At 45.7% G+C, this 18,884-nt stretch carries 13 protein-coding genes; 12 read left to right on the top strand and 1 reads right to left on the bottom strand.

The features are described from left to right. The first annotated feature begins 3 nt into the window (after positions 1 to 3). The 7 genes from V7S65_RS31155 to V7S65_RS31125 all read left to right on the top strand — a co-directional run bounded on the left by V7S65_RS31155 (position 4) and on the right by V7S65_RS31125 (position 9,837). Positions 4 to 1,299 (top strand): hypothetical protein, encoded by a 1,296-nt coding sequence (locus tag V7S65_RS31155; RefSeq protein WP_336389467.1) that lies wholly within the window; start codon positions 4 to 6, stop codon positions 1,297 to 1,299. A 40-nt stretch (positions 1,300 to 1,339) separates the two neighbouring features. Next, positions 1,340 to 2,374: a fasciclin domain-containing protein gene (locus V7S65_RS31150; RefSeq protein WP_336389466.1), complete on the top strand. Its 1,035-nt coding sequence runs from the start codon at positions 1,340 to 1,342 to the stop codon at positions 2,372 to 2,374. A 22-nt stretch (positions 2,375 to 2,396) separates the two neighbouring features. After that, positions 2,397 to 3,665: a fasciclin domain-containing protein gene (locus V7S65_RS31145; RefSeq protein WP_336389465.1), complete on the top strand. Its 1,269-nt coding sequence runs from the start codon at positions 2,397 to 2,399 to the stop codon at positions 3,663 to 3,665. Positions 3,666 to 3,680: 15 nt separating this feature from the next. Then, positions 3,681 to 4,679: a fasciclin domain-containing protein gene (locus tag V7S65_RS31140; protein ID WP_336389464.1), complete on the top strand. Its 999-nt coding sequence runs from the start codon at positions 3,681 to 3,683 to the stop codon at positions 4,677 to 4,679. Positions 4,680 to 4,697: 18 nt separating this feature from the next. Then, entirely contained in the window at positions 4,698 to 5,720 is a 1,023-nt protein-coding gene (locus V7S65_RS31135) for a fasciclin domain-containing protein (RefSeq protein WP_336389463.1), read from the top strand. A 29-nt stretch (positions 5,721 to 5,749) separates the two neighbouring features. Then, a complete protein-coding gene (locus V7S65_RS31130; RefSeq protein WP_336389462.1) occupies positions 5,750 to 9,058 on the top strand; it encodes a TonB-dependent receptor in 3,309 nt (1,102 codons plus the stop codon). A 563-nt stretch (positions 9,059 to 9,621) separates the two neighbouring features. Next, positions 9,622 to 9,837: a hypothetical protein gene (locus V7S65_RS31125; protein ID WP_336389461.1), complete on the top strand. Its 216-nt coding sequence runs from the start codon at positions 9,622 to 9,624 to the stop codon at positions 9,835 to 9,837. A 242-nt stretch (positions 9,838 to 10,079) separates the two neighbouring features. Here the strand turns inward: V7S65_RS31125 and V7S65_RS31120 are convergent, their stop codons facing one another. Next, a complete protein-coding gene (locus V7S65_RS31120) occupies positions 10,080 to 10,589 on the bottom strand; it encodes a hypothetical protein (RefSeq protein WP_336389460.1) in 510 nt (169 codons plus the stop codon). Between the two features lie 115 nt (positions 10,590 to 10,704). Between V7S65_RS31120 and V7S65_RS31115 the strand changes: the two genes are divergently transcribed. The 5 genes from V7S65_RS31115 to V7S65_RS31095 all read left to right on the top strand — a co-directional run bounded on the left by V7S65_RS31115 (position 10,705) and on the right by V7S65_RS31095 (position 18,857). Continuing rightward, positions 10,705 to 11,295, top strand: a complete 591-nt coding sequence (locus V7S65_RS31115) for a sigma-70 family RNA polymerase sigma factor (protein ID WP_336389459.1) — start codon at positions 10,705 to 10,707, stop codon at positions 11,293 to 11,295. 132 nt (positions 11,296 to 11,427) lie between these two features. Continuing rightward, positions 11,428 to 12,435 carry a FecR family protein gene (locus V7S65_RS31110; protein WP_336389458.1) on the top strand — a complete coding sequence of 336 codons (1,008 nt, stop codon included), beginning with the start codon at positions 11,428 to 11,430 and terminating at the stop codon, positions 12,433 to 12,435. 129 nt (positions 12,436 to 12,564) lie between these two features. Then, positions 12,565 to 15,957: a TonB-dependent receptor gene (locus V7S65_RS31105; RefSeq protein ID WP_336389457.1), complete on the top strand. Its 3,393-nt coding sequence runs from the start codon at positions 12,565 to 12,567 to the stop codon at positions 15,955 to 15,957. A 3-nt stretch (positions 15,958 to 15,960) separates the two neighbouring features. Next, a complete protein-coding gene (locus V7S65_RS31100) occupies positions 15,961 to 17,652 on the top strand; it encodes a hypothetical protein (RefSeq protein WP_336389456.1) in 1,692 nt (563 codons plus the stop codon). Positions 17,653 to 17,654: 2 nt separating this feature from the next. After that, positions 17,655 to 18,857 (top strand): hypothetical protein, encoded by a 1,203-nt coding sequence (locus V7S65_RS31095; RefSeq protein ID WP_336389455.1) that lies wholly within the window; start codon positions 17,655 to 17,657, stop codon positions 18,855 to 18,857. Positions 18,858 to 18,884 lie beyond the last annotated feature (27 nt).

Here is an 18,884-nt window from a genome sequence, read left to right as displayed (position 1 = left end):
AGTATGGTATCAAAAAACTTTCTGACAAAAAACAGGTTGCTTTGCATCATCCTGTTGTGCGTGATCCTTTCGGGCTGCACAAAGTACAGCCCGGAAGAACCGATAAAAGATGCCGCGTATATCCGGGTATTCAACAGTATTGCTTCCGGTGTGGAGCCAACTGATATCGGTGGGATTAACCCTTTTCTTACTTTTTTAATGGACCCGGAAAAGGCGGCCGATAGCGCGTTTATTGGCGCACCGGTGATGTGTGATTATCTGAATACCCGCCGGCTGGCGAGCCAGTCTTACCCTACAGATGCAGATACTGACCCTTCGGCGCCGGTTACGGTGATTGGCAGTCCGAACGGCGCGCCGGTTTATACAGGCATCCTCAATTTTGAATATCCCGGCAAAGCACATGTACCTGCTGCTCCGGCAATGAATGGTTTCGACATGTCGTCCTGGGCGCAGGTAAAACCAGGCAGGCACCGGATCGTTTTTGTGGTGCGTCCTAAAAATGATGTACCCTTTTCGGAACAGGATGAAAGAGTACGAAAAAATATACTGATTGATACGGTGGTGGAATTAAAACCCGGAGAAGTATACACCCTGGAAGCGATCCAAACCAACCGGGAAAGTCCTGTGCAATACGGACTTTATATGAGAACGGAAAACTTTTATAAGCAGTCTTTTGAAGCGGACAAGATCTATGTGGGATTCGATAATATCTCCGGGAATTATCCACTGGCGGCACAACATGGCTTCCTTAACCTGTTTGCCGATACGATGAATATTTACTACTCGTATTTAATGAGGGATGTAGTGGTGGTTCCGCCAACCGGCATTTATAGCAATGTGCTGACGGTGATGAATATGAAGGATCTTTTCTTTACCACCATTTCCAGTAAAAGGCAGGGCCGGGTTACATCTTATTTGTCGCTGCCTTTATTGCCCCGGTCTTACTTCTTTTATAAAGATAGCACCCTCAAAACATTTCCCAGCAACCTGCAGCAGGATAACCACTTTACCAACGGCGTTCAGAAGGATGAAGACCTGCCGTTTGTGCGCTTTGATTTTTACAATTATAACGCCAGTCAAACGAAGGTATTCAGTTTGAATTGTTCTGCCAGTCCGGTTACCCTGCAATATTATGATCAGAGCAACCCTTATGTACGGAGGTATTTGCCCAACCTGAATTTAATTGTGAATAGTAAAAACCGCATTCATGTTTACCCTACGGTAGCTATCCTGGAAATATGTTATGACCGGATCTATATGATGCAGATGCAGCGGGCCTTTAATGAAGTGCCGCAGTAAATACCGGGCGGTTAAAATGTTTAATCCTAAAATGATAATAATGAAATTTTCCAGAATGGTGTTTATTTTTCTTTCCCTGGTACTGTTATCATTCAGTGCCTGTAAAGATGATTTCCTGAAAGATGTTACAGTAGAAGTGCCTGTGGCGCCCCGGCCCTCGATGATGGATTACCTGAAGTATAATTACAGTTTCAGTATGCTGTATGATGCACTGCTGAGAACAGGGTTGGCAGAAACCCTTAAAGACACCAGTAAACCTTTTACAATAATGGCACCGGATAATGCCGCTTTTGCAGCATCTGGTATTACGTCGGATAGCCTCGGAAAAATGGACGTGGCCTATCTCAAAGAACTGCTATCCTATCATATTTTGCCGGGAAAACTTCCTGAAACATCTATTCCGGTGGCGCTCAATAATAAATTCCTGAGCATCAGCAACCGTGAGTTATATATCAGCAAGCAATTGCAGGGAATGGTAACGGTGAATGGCGTATTTATGTTATCGTTTGGGAGTTCCCGGGATGTGGAGGTAGCGAATGGCATCGTGCACCTCTTAGCTAAAGTACTGGCGCTGCCTCCTGCTAACCTGAAAGAAATGCTGGTGAACAATCCTGCATATAGCCGGTTTGCAGCAGCGCTCCGCAAATTCGGACTGCTCGACAAACTGGATGGTAAGGGGCCTTTCGTAGTGCTGGCGATCAGCGACGATTATTTTATGAGCGAGGAAAGTTTGAACGAATTGGATACGCTGACCCACAAAAAGTTTTTATTCGATGCACAGATATTTGAAGACAGGCTCTTTTTCTTCAGTGATTTCCAGCTTCGTCCTGCTTCCTGGGGTAGTCCAAACAGTATACAGTATTACATTAAACCGGAGGGAGCAGTGGTATTTGATAATGCACAAACCGTAGTGTATGCGGTGCCGCTGAATGCCGGCGCCAATCCTGATTACTACGTATGGGGCCTTGGCGATCAGATATACATGAACCCGGAAACCCCGGGCGCACTTACAGGTAACGGGGTACTGATTGATTGCTATTCGCCTTTGGTATATCCCGATAACGCTAGAAAATAACATCAGATAAAATATTGAGTTTATGAACTGTTTACGTTTCAGAAAGACTACCGGGTGGATAGTGGCGATTGCCTGGTTGCCGGGTTTGTTGTTGTCCTGTGTAAAAAATCTCGACACTTCTTTGGAAGCCTCATTGCCCTTAAAGACTGCTCCCTTTGCTAATGTGGGGGATGCGCTGAAGGCCGGCAAAGCATCTTTGTTTTTCCAGGCAGTAACCCGCAGCGGGCTGGATAGCGACCTCTATTCTGCTGTTGTGAATTACACGGTACTGGCGCCGTCGGATTCAGCGATGCTGGCAGCCGGGTTTACAAAGGAGGTGATTAATACGCTTTCGGTTGACTCGCTGAAAAAACTGATTGGCTATCACATCATAACAGGCGCATTGAGTGCGGAGGATATGGGGAGTGCGGTGCTCCCTATAAAAGCGCCTACTTTGGTGAACGTACCGCCTTATCCGGGCCAGTACGGTAACTGGACTAACATGCCAGGTCAGCCCCTGCCGGTTTTTGTGAAGTATTATGCTGGTCATGGCCTGTACGTAAATGATGAAAGAGTAGGCGATACTACCTCGCTCATCAGAGCGGCAAACGGCTATATATTTACCTCCCGTAAAGTAATTATTCCACCTTTCGGTCACACCATTATGGATTTTATCCGGTCGCAACCAGACCTCAGTCTGTACTATAATGCACTGAAAATAGTGGATAGCATCAATCGTTCTCTTTACAATATTGAATATGGGGAGTATGAAGACACTCTTATTTTTCAGAAACAAGGTATCTACAACTACAATAATCTGAATACATGGACACCCGGTAACTGCCTCACTGTTTTTGCCCCCACCAACGCGGCTTTTGAAGCAGCCGGCCTGCATACGGTTAGTGATATCCTTGATTATGCTTTTGTGGATGGGTCCACGTCTTTTACCTATCAATCTCCCATGGATAGTGTTTTGCGCAGACATGTGGTTTTTGATTATCTCAATACCAACCCGGCAAAAGCAATTCTATTATATGCAGACCTGGCTTACAACAGCATGATGGTGAATAACACCGGTATGAACGTGTATGTGAAATCCTCTTTTAAGGGTTATGATGGAGGGAATTTTATGAAACTTCCGTCACTGGTATTCAGTGCGGTGAATAACATTCCTTACATCCAATGGAGTGTAGATCCGGGAAAGCCACGGACGCCAGTGCCGGCAGAAGATCCATCCGCGCAGTATCCCCATCATTTTTTTGGCAGGAACGGAGTGGTGTATAAAGTGAATACACTTTTTATCAGGAATTAAATAAACGCCAGTACCATGAACTTTATCAAACAATGTGGTGTCATCAGCATGCTTGCGTTATATGCGTTGACCGCCTGCACCAGGGAAGCTGAACAGGCGCCGGTGATCAATTACCCGGAAGGTTACACCGGCCGGATACAATACCAGTTAGAAGCGAACTATAATTTTTTTTACTACACCAAAATGCAGACCGATGATGCTCCCTGGCTGAAGGATACACTTCGTGCAGACGGACCGTATACCTTGCTGGTGATGAAATCTGACCAGTTGTTTTATTACAGTTACTGGGATGTTGACTATGCAGTGGGCCTGATGAATTACCTCATCATCCCCGGAAAGCAGGTGTTTAAAACATGGCCGGCGGGCAGGAACCAACCGCTGAAAACGCTGCTGGGGCCCGATCTTTATTTCAGTAAATATGTGAATGGCTCCGATACGGTGATGACCATCAATGGCACGAATATCACCTCCGCCGACAATGAGGCCACCAATGGTACCCTCCAGGTCATCAGCACTATTATTCCACCGGCGCTGTATTCATCGTTGTCACGACGTATTTCTGGAGATCCTGATCTGTCTATGTTCTCCGCAGCGATTGCAAGGGCAGGGATAGATGCGGCCCTTGAGAAAGACACCGTCACGGTGATGGCTCCGCTGAATGCAGCGTTTACGAATGCCAATACGGCTGCCCTGGGACTGGGCATCAGCACAATGGACAGCTTGTTGCGGGCCGATCCCGTTATGTTGAAAGCGCTGGTGCAAAACCATATCATCAAAGGCAAGTATTTCAGCAGCGATATGCAGGATGATTTCAAGAAGAATAATAACGATACGGTGTGCTATCCTACGCTCAGCGGCCACGATATAAAGTACTATTATTATTTCTACAGTAATGGCATTAATCCGTTTCAGCCCGCGCAGATTAAGTTCACCAATACACAGAATCAACCGATCAATAACGAAGTGGCAGGGAAAAGTGTGGTTAACAGGATCACAGAGATACTTGCTCTATAAATACAAAACCAGGAAGATATGTTACATCGCAGGATACATTTTTTTAGGCTTATTACACTGGGAGTACTGATCATGGCCGGTTGTAAAAAGGATACCACTCCGCCGGGTGAAGATACCAGCAGTTTGTCTTTGCAGCAATATATAGCGGCAGAAAAAAATACCGCTATTTTCAATGCCGCGCTGCAGCGGTCCGGCTTGCAGCAGGATAGCGCTTACTTATCCGGTGGCCCCTATACTTTTTTTGTACCGGTAGATTCAGCTTTTATGGCGCAGGGTATGTCGCCTGCCGTGATCAATGCCATGAACAAGGACTCTTTGCTGGCCATGCTGAAATATATGGTGGTGAAAGGCCGTATATCCAGCTCCACGCTGGCCGGGTTTTTCCGTCAAAGTGCATTGACGCTTTCTGACAAACGCCCCATTCTTACTAAAAACTACTATGGTATTTTTTTTAATGGTATTGCCATGAAAGAACCCAATATTAATCTTGGTGATGCGGTAGTACATAAGATGAACAGGTGCGCGTTTGCTCCCAAAGATAGCGTGCTGGCACTCATTGCCAATACGCCGGAACTTTCCATCTTTAATGCGGTAATCAACCGTTGTTTGGATGTGAGGTTTCCGAATTATTTCGGCACCGTGCATTACCTGTTCCGTACCAATGGTAAAACTGTTTTCGCTCCGGATAATGATGCCTTTATCCGCTATGGTATTCCCTCTGTTGATTACGTAGAAACGATGACGGATATAGAAACGCTTGCGGTACTCGTAAGATCCCATGCATACATTGGCAGTTATCTTGTTGAAGACCCTGGTGCAATTGATAATTCCACTTACTCCCGTACGGTATCCGATTTTACCGGTGGCTTTGTACTGAACGGCATGGGCGGCAGCGATTATTTAACATCGCCTTCCGTAAGGGAAAGCGGGCTGACTATCAAAACGCTGGCTAATTATCCGGATGTGCAGATTAGTAAAACTGATTTACTGGCCGTGGATGGCATTGTGCAGGAGGTAAACCAGGTGCTCCTGTTAAAATAACTTTCAAGCTTTATAAGCATACCATGAAAATGATGAAAATTATACAATCCGCCTTTTATATGCTGTTGCTGCTTTTTTCCTCCTTCGTGCTGAAGGCGCAGGAAACAAGTACCGGCATTAACGGTAGTATTACTGATACGCTCCAACACCGGGTTGCCGGGGCAATCATTACCGTTATTCACTTACCTTCCGGTACGAAGTATACCGCTGTTACCACGGCCGACGGGCGTTACAGCATTCCCGGCATCCGTGTGGGCGGCCCTTATCTGATTTCCGTGAACAGCATTGGTATGCAAGCCCAGGGACAGCAGGTGGCGCAGATCCGGCTGGGAGAGCCTTTGACCCTTAATTTTGCATTGAGCGCCGCCACTACGCAACTGGGTACGGTAACTGTTAAGGGCACGGGAAGAAGTAAAGCAAAGGCCAATACCTATGGCACAGGGTTAAATATTGGCCGCGATCAGATTGCATCGGTTCCTTCTATCAGCCGCAGCATCACCGATATTACGAAAATGGTACCGCAGGGTTCCAGGGATAACTCTTTTGCCGGGAGTAACTTCCGGTATAACAACGTAACGGTGGATGGAGCCGTGAATAACGATGCCATTGGTTTCAGCGCTTCGGCTGGCGGTCAGACAGGTACTTCCAACATGCCCGGATCATCTACCCGTACAAATTCTATTTCGCTTGATGCCATAGAAGACATGCAGGTATACCTGGCGCCCTACGATATCAAAATCGGTAATTTCACAGGAGGCAGTATCAACGCCGTAACCCGCAGTGGTACCAATATTGTTACCGGATCTATATATGCTTATGGCCGCAATGCTGCGGTGACAGGCCCCGACCGTACCGGCCAGGAACAGAACGCTAAAATGGATGCTGGTTTTCACGAGTACCAGACGGGGTTCAGGGTGGGGTTCCCGATTATTAAAAACAAATTGTTCTTCTTTACCAATGAGGAAGTGACCGAGCGGCAGGACGTTATCCAGCAGGTAGTCGGCAGCAACGCTTCCGCTACGATCCTGAGCCAGGCGGATGCAGAGGCCATCCGCAATTACACTGTTCACAATTATAATTTCGATCCGGGGTCTTATGGCGTGGTGAATGCCTATTCCCGGTCGAAGAAATTCTTTAACCGGCTTGACTGGAACGTAAACAGCAAAACGCAGATAACCATCCGCAACAATACCATTCTTTCCGAAGCCATTAATATGGAAAGGGATCAGTTTAACTTCCGCTTCTCCAGCATTGCTTATAAGCAAAAGAATAATCAAAGTTCAACGGTAGGGGAGATTAAAACAAGATTTACCGACCGTTTGTCCAATAGCCTGATCCTGGGCGCCTCGTTTATTCACGACGGCCGTGATCCGCTGAGTAGCGCCGATTTTCCGCAGGTACAGATTGTAGGTAAGGATCCTGGTTCGACCATCTTCCTGGGTACCGACCGCGAAGCCGCTATCTTTAATATGAAGCAACGTACGTTCGAGATCAGCGACAATGTGTTTTGGCGGTTGGGAAAACATACGCTCACACTGGGCACACATAACGAGTTGTATAAAGTAAATTACGGTTTTGTGAATAGCTGGAATGGCCGTGTTACCTATCAGAGTATCGCGGATTACCTGGCAGGTAAAGTAGCCCGTGTACAAGGCAGTTTTAACTATAAAAACAACGACCGCGATTATATACTCGATCATCCTGAAGCGGTGTTCAACATTAATTTTTTGAGTGGATATGTACAGGATGAACTGCAGATCAGCGACCGGTTTAAGCTTACGCTGGGTGTGCGGCTCGATAAAACGTTACTGCCTGAAAAACCGGATCTGAGCTGGAAAGTAAAGCAAGCGGAAACCGATCCTACTTTTGGTCGTAGCTATACATACACACCGCTGAACCAGATCAACGAAGAATTCCTGAATAAACCACAAGCCTCTTTCCGTATTGGTTTCCGGGGTGATCCGCTGGGCAATCAGCGCCTGATCATCCGCGGTGGAAGCGGTCTGTTTACCGGGCGTATTCCTTTTGCATGGCTGGGGTATGCTTTTTATAATACCGGCGATACTTATGGGTCGTACGATCAAAAGGCCACCGGTAGTGAAGCGTCGCCTTTTGTACCCGGCACCGATCCGTTAAAACGCGATCCCAATAATCCTCATCCCGGCATTGCGGGTTTTGTGAGTAGCCAGGGAAAAACGGTGAATGATGCCAATGCAGGTACCACACAGGTAGATGTAATCGATAACCGTTTTGTAATGCCGCAGGTATTGCGCAGCAGCGTTGCGGTAGAGTATACCGACGGCGCCGGATTTAAATACCTCCTGGAAGGGCTTTTTACTAAAACTATTAAGGACGTACTGTTTCAGCAGGTGAACCTGAAGGATAACCCCACTTATTATGCCTATGATACGGCCACTGGCAGGCGTAACCAACCCGTGTATTCCGGCAGCGTAAATCCCTGGCTTGCCAATGCCTATGAATTGTCTAATGCCAGTAAGGGATATAAATACAGCATCACCGGGCAGGTAAGCAGAACATTTAACATGGGGCTCAATTTTTCTGTGGCATACACCTACGGTAAATCAAAAGATGTGTCGAATGGTATCCGTAACTCTATGGAAAGTAACTGGCAGCTGAACCAGGCATTAAATCCTAACAACCCCGGTTTGGCCTATTCAAATTTTGACCTGCGTCACCGCATTATTGCACAGGTAAGGTATATGCACGCCTGGAACAGGGTAACAGCCAGTACCTTTTCCCTGTTCGGCAGTGTACAGTCCGGCAGCCCCTTTACGTATGGCTTTGTAAATTATACCGCCCAGGGTACGCCGCAGCAGGTGAGCCTCGCTTACATTCCTTATGCAGGACAGGCCATCAGCTTCTTTAAGAGCTACGTGGATGAACAGGGGCAGCCTGTTTCCGCCCAGCAACAAGCGGATGCCTTTAACCGGTTTATTGATAATAATGAATACCTGAGCTCCCGCAGGGGCATGTTCACAGAACGCAATATGGCACGTACGCCCTGGAACTATAGCGTAGATTTTCATTTCCAGCAGGATCTTATTATTAAGCGCACTACGAGTGGAGAGAACCATGTAATAAGTTTTACCTGGGATATCCTGAACCTGACGAACCTGATCTCGAAACAATGGGGCCTGTCTTATTTTGCTTCCAATACCTATAACTCCACTTCCAGCGTAGGACTGGTACCTTACATCCCCGGAGTGGAATCGGAGGGGTATCCGGTGTACAAGTTCAGGGATCCGGGAAAGCCTTATTCCACCGATTTAATGGCGTCGCGCTGGCAGATGCAGTTTGGGTTGCGGTATGGTTTCTAAAAACCGCCTGACGGTATGAGTGCATAAAATAGAGCAGCCACAGGATTATTTCCTGTGGCTGCTCTATTTCTTTTCGTTATACCTGATAACGTACTTTATATTTCTGCCACAGGAGAAACGGAACATGATCTGGTCCCATTAACATAGTAAATTTGGTTCATTTTAAAGAAGGCAGTAAATTCATGTGTAAATCAACGGCTTGCCCCTTTCTTGAACAGGTATTGCAATAGTTATCTGGCATTTTGTTAATAGACCCGATTTTTTTAATCCGAACCCTTTTTTGTGTAATCTTCAAACCCACAATTGTAATAGTATTTTGAATGTATTAATCCAGTGAAGATAATAACCTTACAACCAGTAAGATTTCCAGGAAATTTCGCTGTATGAATAACAGATTCTTCTTACCAAAAACGTATCCAATGAAAGCAATTTACATTTTAAGCCCTCCACAGCTGTGCGTCGCCACCTTTTTACGCCTGGCTTCTCAGGCGCAGGTTATGCAGGTAGCCTGACTAATGATCAAAACCTTCGTTAATTTTTTTTAACCACTAAAATTTAAAAAAATGAGAAAGCTCTTATTATTATCTGGCATTTTAACAATGCTGTTATTTGCAAAGGAAAGTGCAGGCACGATTCATACGGAACATGGAAGAAATTTTGATTTAAAGGCTAAAAGTAGCGCAGTCACTATCGATATTACTGTATATCTTGATGTTCTAGGAATACCCGTGCCTGTTAATCTGGCTTTGATTACCAACAATGCAACACTGGCGACCTGAAGGCTTTTTTGATTCTCTCTTGCTTTGCTGGCTAAATTTCCAATAGTAGGTACAATGATCCGGTAAGCATTAATTTTCATATCTTTATATTGATTCAGAATACCTCAATATTTTAAGTGGATAGCTATTACCCCAAAGCGTCTCATGAGACGCCCTCTTCTGTATGTGCCATTTGCAATGGTAAGCTCCTTTAAAAAATATCCCTTATAATTCGTATCCCCGATTGTTTATCTTTTGTTAAACTAGATCTTTTCAATAAAATTTATGTGAACGCCCTGGAAACAATCGTCCTGACAACCCTTTTCAACAAATCCACAAGTGGATATCATCCCGTTATTTCCTGATTCAAAGTAGGTGTCTGCATGGTCCCTTTTCAACAACCATTTGTCTTTTACTTCTTTGTAAATCTCATCTAAAGTTCTGAAAGTGGCTCCTCGTTCATGAGAGCCCAGTTTGCTTTCATCTTCCATCCATTCTTCGATTATCTCCAACTGATTAGTTGCAGGAATAAGGTTTTTAGCGATGTACGAACGCTGAATGACTTTCCCTTCTTTTACGGTAATAATAGTCTCTGAACTGGATCCTGTCCATGAAGAGGTAGCAATTGCATAACGATAAGAATTACCAGACGATTCTTTGAAGTTTATCCATGCCTGATAACTCTTATTGAAATCGCTTTTATAAGCAATATTGTCCTTTTTACAAGATGTAAATAAGATTAGAAGTAGAAAGAAGTAAATGTTTGCTTTCATAATCGAGGTTTGTTTAATTTAACGGATGAAGACTGCGAATGTTACTGATCGGGGGTGAAACTTATTAATAGTTAGTTAACACACGAGTATTACATTTAGACCGCAAATACTTGTGATGGCGACAAATTTTCAGATAAAAGAAAAAATAGCTGCCTGGGCAGAGGGGGATGAACAGGCCTTCAGACCCGTATTTGATCATTTCTACCCGCGGCTGTTGGCTGCCGCACTGAGAATAGTGCAGAATAATGAAGATGCAGAAGAGCTGGTAATGAATGTACTGCTGAAAACCTGGCAGTTCAGGGCGCGTATTGCCGGCGTAGAACAGTTTGATGACTACATTTTTGGTATTATGCGTCAGCAGATTGCTGGCTTTATGAGAAAGAAAGTACTTGTATCTCAACCGATTGATGATGTTCCGTTGATGAAATTAGGCGTGATGCCTGAGTCTGAAATTACCATGAAGGAGATCCGGGAACGGTACCGAGTAGCATTGCTTAAGTTATCCAGTCAGCGGAAAAAGATTTTTTTGATGAGCCGGGAAGAACAATTGAGTCACCAGGAAATAGCCAACCGTACAGGTCTTTCTGTAAATACGGTTAACAACCATATCAAAGCCTCTCTTAAAGTAATGAGAGACGAGTTTCATGAAAATATTGAAATCATTAGTTTCTTAATAGTAGTCTCACCAACACTCTCCCTCGTTTAATAACGTGTGTGTGGCGCCGTTAGCCCCAATGTTAACGGAATATTAAGTTTGTTTTCCGGATAGCTGTTGTTCGCCTGATAAGCATTGTTCTTTGTGTAGGGTCCTTAATAGAGGATGCTTAAACAAACAATAATGGCAGCATTACATCGTCCGGATAGAAATTTACTTATCCGTTATTTTAAAGCGGAAAGCACTCCTGAAGAATCAGCATTGATTGAATTGTACCTGGCACTGGACGTAGACCAGGAGTTTGTAACGCAATGTTTAAAGGAAGCGCAAAGTAGTTTTGACGACGATGCTGCACTGCACCCCGGCCAGGAAAAATTGAATGTCGCATGGAATGAATTCCAGTCCCGCAAACATCCTGTAAACAGTATTGCGCCCAACAGGCGTTACTGGAAATACGCGGTGGCGGCTGCTGTGGCGGTGCTTTGTATTAGTGTAGCCAGCATTTATTTTGAAAAACAGGCAGCTGTAAATACAAAAAACCAGTTAGCGGTTGTTACCTCTTACCAGGAAGTTGAAGCACCCAAAGGAAGTCTCAAAAAAATCACCCTGTCGGATGGTAGTACGGTTACACTGTTTCCAGGTACCAGGCTCAGGTATCCCGACACCTATAACCAAACCGACCGCTCGCTGACGGTAACAGGAAGAGCTTATTTCGATGTTAAACCTGCGGAGAACAAACCATTTTATGTAAGCAGTGGCGAACTGACCACCAGGGTATTGGGTACCTCATTTGAAATCAACGCCCCTGCGGCGGCCAACCAGCAAACTGTTACACTGCATACCGGTAAGGTAAGTGTGGAGTATGGCGCCCATCAGTTAGGCTTACTGGCGCCAGATGAGCAGATGACCATTTCCGCCATGGGCGATTTTACCATCCGGAAAATTAATACCCTGCAGCATATTGCCTGGGTGCGTGAACAATTAGCATATGAATTGACTCCGCTGGCAGATATCTGCCAGGAGCTGGAGTATTGGTATGACGTTAAAATTAGGATCAGCCAACCGGCCATTGGAAATAAAAAGCTGACCGCCAGCTTTACAAAGCAACCGCTATCTACTGTACTGGATATCTTATCAAGAACAGGCGCCTTTAAGTATAAAGTAAATAACAGATCGGTCATTATTTATTAATAGGATTCCTGATTAAATGTCATGCTGATTTTAGAGAAATGTAATGACTCCATCGGTGTTTTCTGCAGTATCAGAACATAGCCTATAAAACAATTTTAAGTACACCACTTTGATGTATAAAACAGACACATGCGAAAAATTTTATTAATTCCATTTCTGGTATTTGTATTGTTTATAAATGCGGCAACAGCCCAGGTTTTACTAAAGAAATTAAAATTCCCGCAAAAGGAAATTACCGGGTTACAACTGATTAATTTAATAAAAGCGCAAACCGGCGCTGTAGTCACCTTCGACGAAGCAACCAGCAAACGGTTAGCCGGCACTATACGTCTGCGAAAGCCGGAAGCCGGTGTCCGGGAGGCTTTGGAGTGGATGAAGGCAGATGTAGGCGTGATGTTCCAGGACAAAGACAGCTATATTATTCTTTCTCTTCCTCCAAAAGCACGCCTGAGTGGGGCGGTGTTTGACACAGATGGAAAAACTGCTTTGCCCGGTGTATCAGTTAAGGTAAAGGATAGCAACACCGGCGCCGCTACCGATGGCAATGGCAATTTTTCCATACCCATTCCCGATGGAGGCGCTACACTGGTATTCAGCTACCTGGGCTATCAAACCCATGAAGTACGTGTAAATGCGTTGAGTAGTAATATCAGGGTGACCCTTAACAATACTTCAAAAACATTGGGAGAAGTAACGGTGCAGGCCCGTCGTAATACCCGCACAGAAATTGCCGTGCTGAACGAACGTAAAAATGCTTTCATTATCCAGGATGCCATCTCTGCCCAGCAAATTGAGCGAACAGGGAGTATTACTACTACGCAGGCGCTACAGCGGGTATCCGGTGTAACTGTTACGGACGATAAATATGTGGCTATTCGCGGATTGGGCGACCGGAGCGTGATCGGGCAGCTGAACGGCGTGCGGCTGGCATCTTCCGATCCTGATCGCAGTACGATACCATTGGACCTGGTACCGGCTTCCTTATTGGATAACATTACCATTTATAAAACCATGACGCCGGACAAACCGGCGGATGCTGCCGCAGGCATCGTGGAACTGAAAACAAAATCAGTTCCGGACAGCCTTATTGTGGAAGTGATTGCGCAAACAGGCGTTAACTCGAACATTGGTATGGGAGGCAGTTATAATAGCTTTTGGAATAGTGAGATGGGATTTCTCGGTAAGCGCGTCACGAATAAAAAATTATCGGCCGACTTTAAAGATCTTGCCAGGCAATATCCGGAAGGAGTGGGGAGCATTCATAAAATGATTGCCAACAGCAATTTCAGCACCACCGCTTATAAAGAGGTGGACCGCATTAATGGCATCATGCAAAGCTTTGACCCGGTAATGACTACGCAGTACCGGAAGGCCCCGATGAACCAGCTTTATTCTGCCACTTTTGGTAACAGCTATAATGTATTCAGGAAGCATAAAATAGGTGTGATCCTGGGAGGAAATTATTACAGCCGCACCACGGACATTACCGGCGGAGACCTTACCAGGTATAGTATTTACCAGGGAGTAGTAACGGGGAACAGGGATGTTTACAGTCCGCGTAACATCCCCAATTACATTACGCCCAATAACCTGCAGATGGGGAAGTACCTCACCTATAAAGAAAACACAGGCACGCAAACCCTGAACTATGGTGTGCTGGCAGGTTTAACTTACCGTTTCTCCCCGCGTCATGAAATCAGTGCGCAGTATTTAGGTAGCTGGGGTGGTGAAACGCAGGCTACGCATTTGTCCGGACATTATGAGTATACCGGTCTTCCGGGCGATGTGGCGAGTACTACTTATTCGCTCCGGCAAACGTACCGCACGCTTCATATTTTTAATTTGCAGGGGGAGCACAAGTTTGTTGCGGGTGAATACTCACCACGACTCAGCTATAACATGGCGAGTTCCAGATCAACCCAGCAGGACCCGGATTATCGTTTTGTTTCACTGGCGGATTATACGCCGAGAGGCGGTGGGTATTATCAGAACAATTTGTCGCAGTTTGTTTATTCCAAACATCTGTATGCACTCACTTCCGGCTATGTGAACGGTTTTGGCTCTTATGGCATCATACAGGCAGAGCCTAATGGCCGTCGCTGGCGCAACCTGGATGAAAAGAATTATAACTACAAAGCAGATCTCTCTATACCCTTTCCTTTTTTGGGTCAGCACCAGGAGTTGAAAGTTGGGGCGAACTATCTTTTTCGTGAACGCACGTTTGCGGAGAACCAGCTTTTTTTGCCGGGGTCTAATTTTTCCAGCAGAGGGGCGTTGTCGTTATACGATGTGGAAGGAGACCTCAACCGCCTGGTGGGCAATAGCGTTATTGGTGTGAAGCTGCCCACTGCCGGGCAAAACGAAGGTATGATGCCTGTTGGCGGCTTTCTGTATAACAGTCAGAAATCACCCAATAACTACGACGGCTATTATGCTACCAATGCTTTTTATGGCATGCTCGCGCTGAAGTTAACGAACAGTTTTCGTATAGCCGGCGGGGTGCGTTTTGAGATGACCGACATTGGTTCTGCAGTAGATACATCCGGTGTATTCCTGGATCCTGCCCTTACGGTGCCGGGCAAAGGTGTTCCCTTGGTGCCTACCGAACCCAACTCGGTGTACAAAACCAGTTACAAGCCTTATTATTCTGTGAATGCTGTTTATACGCTAAACGGTAAAATGAATTTCCGCGGCGCTTTCAATACAGCGCTGGCGCGTCCTGAGTTGCGTGAAATTACCAACGTGTTTGAGTTTGATGCCTTTCAGATGGGCCTGGTGGTAGGAAATCCGAATCTGATTAACCAGGAGTCGAAGAATGCGGACTTCCGCTGGGAGTGGTTCCCCAATCCGGGTGAAGTACTGGCGGTATCTGTGTTTGGGAAACAGATAAAGAACCAGTTAGTGAAAGTGTTTAATCTTAAAACGGATGGGTTGGCAGCTACTTACCCGGAGTTCCCTACCATTCAGTTTCAGAACGATCCCAACACCGGTTCTGTTTGGGGTGTTGAACTGGAAGTGGTGAAAGACCTGGGCATGTTGTGGGAACCGGCGCGTCATTTTTTCCTGGGCTCCAATTTATTGCTGGCACAGAGTAACATCCGCAAAAGCCCGGAACGGTATGCCGCAAATAAGTCGCTCGACCGCTATACGCCAAAAAACAGTCCGTTGTTTGAACAGGCGCCTTACTCCGTGAATGCCTGGCTGAATTATAATAATAAACGTTGGGGAACAGATCTTACCATGACTTTTAATATGGTGGGAGAGCGTCTTGTACAGATTAACCTCACCGGCGAACCTGACTTGTATACCCGCCCTGTGGCGGTACTGGATTTTGTATTCAGCCAGCATATCAACAGGCGCCTGCTGTTTAAAGGATATGCCAAAAATATTCTCAACCCCGCTATCAAAACTGTTTATGCCAATCCTTATACCGGTGGCAAATGGTATGGGAATGAATATGTAAACCGCAGCTATAAGCGTGGCAGCGAAGTGATGTTGGGTTTCACCTATAATCTGTTTTAATTTATGAAGAAGAAATTAAGTTTGTTGTTGCTTCTTTTTGTCATTCTGTTTTCCTGTAAAAAGGAAAAAATGAATGTGGAACGGGATAACCGGACAGAGGTTAATAACCGTACGCTTTCCAATCTGCGTATTGTGAATCTTGGGGGATATAACCAGGTAATTGCCAATGGAAATAAGCTGACTAATTTTATTGAGCGGGAGGCAAATGATCCGGATGCGGGTAAATACCCGGGCACGGACTACTTCCCAAAGGATGGCCGTATGGGCGCTACCTGGCAGGTGCCACAGGATTTGTTTGGTGCAGACGGATCATTACAATTGAAATTTACGGTTCCCGGTGAAGGTATTCATAACCCGGAATTGAACCTGAAGGGAGATCGTGTGCAGCCATTGGATTACTATTTGTTGACAAATATGGATATCAGCGGCCAGCCCGAATATGTAACGGTAGAGCGGGGAATAGCACAGCCATCGAAGCCAGATCATTTTAAGATCCGCATTATTAATTTATGCGCGAAGTATAAATATGGGGTTATTTCTCCCCGTGGACAAATGGAGGATCTTATAGGGCCTTTAAGTCTTGCTTATGCTGATGGTACACTGGTAGCCCCTGAAACCAGTAATGTTACCCTGGAGAAACGGGTATCCGGATATGTGGAATTGCCTTATGGCACTTACCAGTTCCGGGTGCTCACGCCTGATGGCCGCCAGGTTCCCGGTACTACCGAAATAACCATTGATCCGCCTACTTCTACTATAACTGCCATCAGGAACAACGAAATTGCTTCTACCAACCTCACTTATGCACCGGTCACTACTTTTCAGCCCGGCGGAGTTTATACCATTGTAGTAGCGCCTTATGATTTCAATTTTGATGCTTCGCCGTGGGAAGTACAAAGCGGCGCCGTTCAGAATGCGTTCCGGGTCATTACAGATGTGAGTCCGGGCGGCAATATTACCTATAGCCGTTTGCAGGGTGTGAATGCATTTACAGGCAGGCAAACGATAGGTTTCCGCATCGATGGTATCGATCTGGCAAAAGCACTTTCATTCGGGCAAACGTCCGCTTATGGCAATTATGTACAGGGGCAACATGTTATCGAAGCAACGGATGCATCAGGTAAGGTGATCGCCAAAACGGAACAGGTGCTCCGCCCGGCACAAAATTATACCGCCTGGTTATATCCAACTACAACAGGTACTGCATCTTTAGTGTTAGTGGCTAATGATCTTAGTGGAACCCAATACACCGGTAACGGCAATGTGGATGATCCCAGTGGGAACATCCTGCAGTCGGGCTTCTTCTTCAGCAGGCGTTTTCTTAACCTGTCGCCGGATAATCCTTACACCACTTTTACGCAGGATAATGGAAAGTTGATAACAGAGGGTATTAACCTGCAACCTGGCCTGCCATTATTACAACAGCCCTATTCAATTGGAATTTACTGGCAAACTGCATTTGAGATGATGGCCTACCGTTCTGCACCTGGGATAGTACCGGGTATCTGGGCTTCAGATATTCCCGTGCTGAAAAGCCAGGACTTTATTATGCGCAAAGCGCTTTATGAAAATGCCGGACGCGACTTGCCCGACCAGGAGCCGGGTGTATACACCATTGCGCTGATTGGCCGGTCGGGAACCAATGTGGAGTTATCAGATAAAGCCAGAATGATCATTGTAAAACACACGAGATAAATATGAAGACAAAGCTATCAGTGCTCTGCCTGTTGTTTTTAATATATGGCTGCAGCAAGTCGGAATATACGCAAATTAAGGAGCCTGCTTATCTGCGGGTATTTAATAATCTTAACTATATCCTGAGCATGTCAGAAAAGGACAATAAGGTACCATTTCTATGCATGATCATCAATCCAACACTGGATGCCACCGGGATGCCGGTAGGAGGTGAGGTGGTAGAAAATTTCCTGGATCAGCGCGACTCCTACTCTCCGCCATATCCTTCCCAGATAGGTAACAGCACATCGGTAAATAATCCTGAATATCCGGGCAAACGGGATGTACTGGCCGGACCGGTGTTGAACGGGTTTGATCTCAGCAGCTGGGCGCAGGTTCCGTCGGGAAGATTAAGAATCATGTTCCTCTATCGTCCACGTAATGAAGTTCCTTTCTTTCAACTGGACGATAAGCTAAAGCGTGATGTATTACTTGACACTACTATCGAGCTTACCGCCAGGGAAGTGTATACGCTTCATATACTGCAAAAGGATTTTAATGCAAAGAGAGTGGGAATGGTTTTGCGTCAGGAAAATTTTTATAAACTGCCACTGTCCGACTCGCTGGTGTATGTCAATTTTTATAACTACAGCGCCAAAGGTTTTTGGCAGGCGGATAATAGTTTAAAGCCTTCAGGAGCTGAACTGAGATCTTTCAGGAGTGGTATCAAAGACAACATGAACATCTACCTGACACTCTTCAAAAATCAACAGGAACCGGCAACGGCTCCGTTTCTAAGTAACTACAGGGGCAAATTCCTGGGTGCATTGCAACGGGACAGCGGCAGCAATATTGTAAGCCCCTATTACAGCTTTCCGTTGTGGGCCGATGTGGCAGCTGATGGTATCCGTACGGATATCTGGGAGCGTTTTGAGTTCCTGTTGCCGGGCCTGGATATAGCCGACAATCCTTACAACTCGTCGGGCAATGGCACGTTCCAGACTTATGGAAATTTCGCCGCCATTAATTGCCTTGTTAATGGAAGTCCTGCCAACATGGGAGTTTCCTTTAAAAATAATGGGATGAATTTGCCTAATCTGCTGGTCAACATTCATTCGGGGGTGTACAATCCCCGCACGTTTGCTACGGTGAGCACTATCGAGGTAGTGAACAGCCGGGTTTATCTCACTACTGTGCAACGGAAGTATCCGGCCCCGGTATATTAGTCATCAGCTATGAACATAAAAAATAAG

This window comes from Chitinophaga sp. CCNWYY40 (assembly GCF_037483205.1).
GTDB lineage: Bacteria > Bacteroidota > Bacteroidia > Chitinophagales > Chitinophagaceae > Chitinophaga > Chitinophaga ginsengisegetis.
This window is presented reverse-complemented; position numbering and strand designations above follow the sequence as displayed.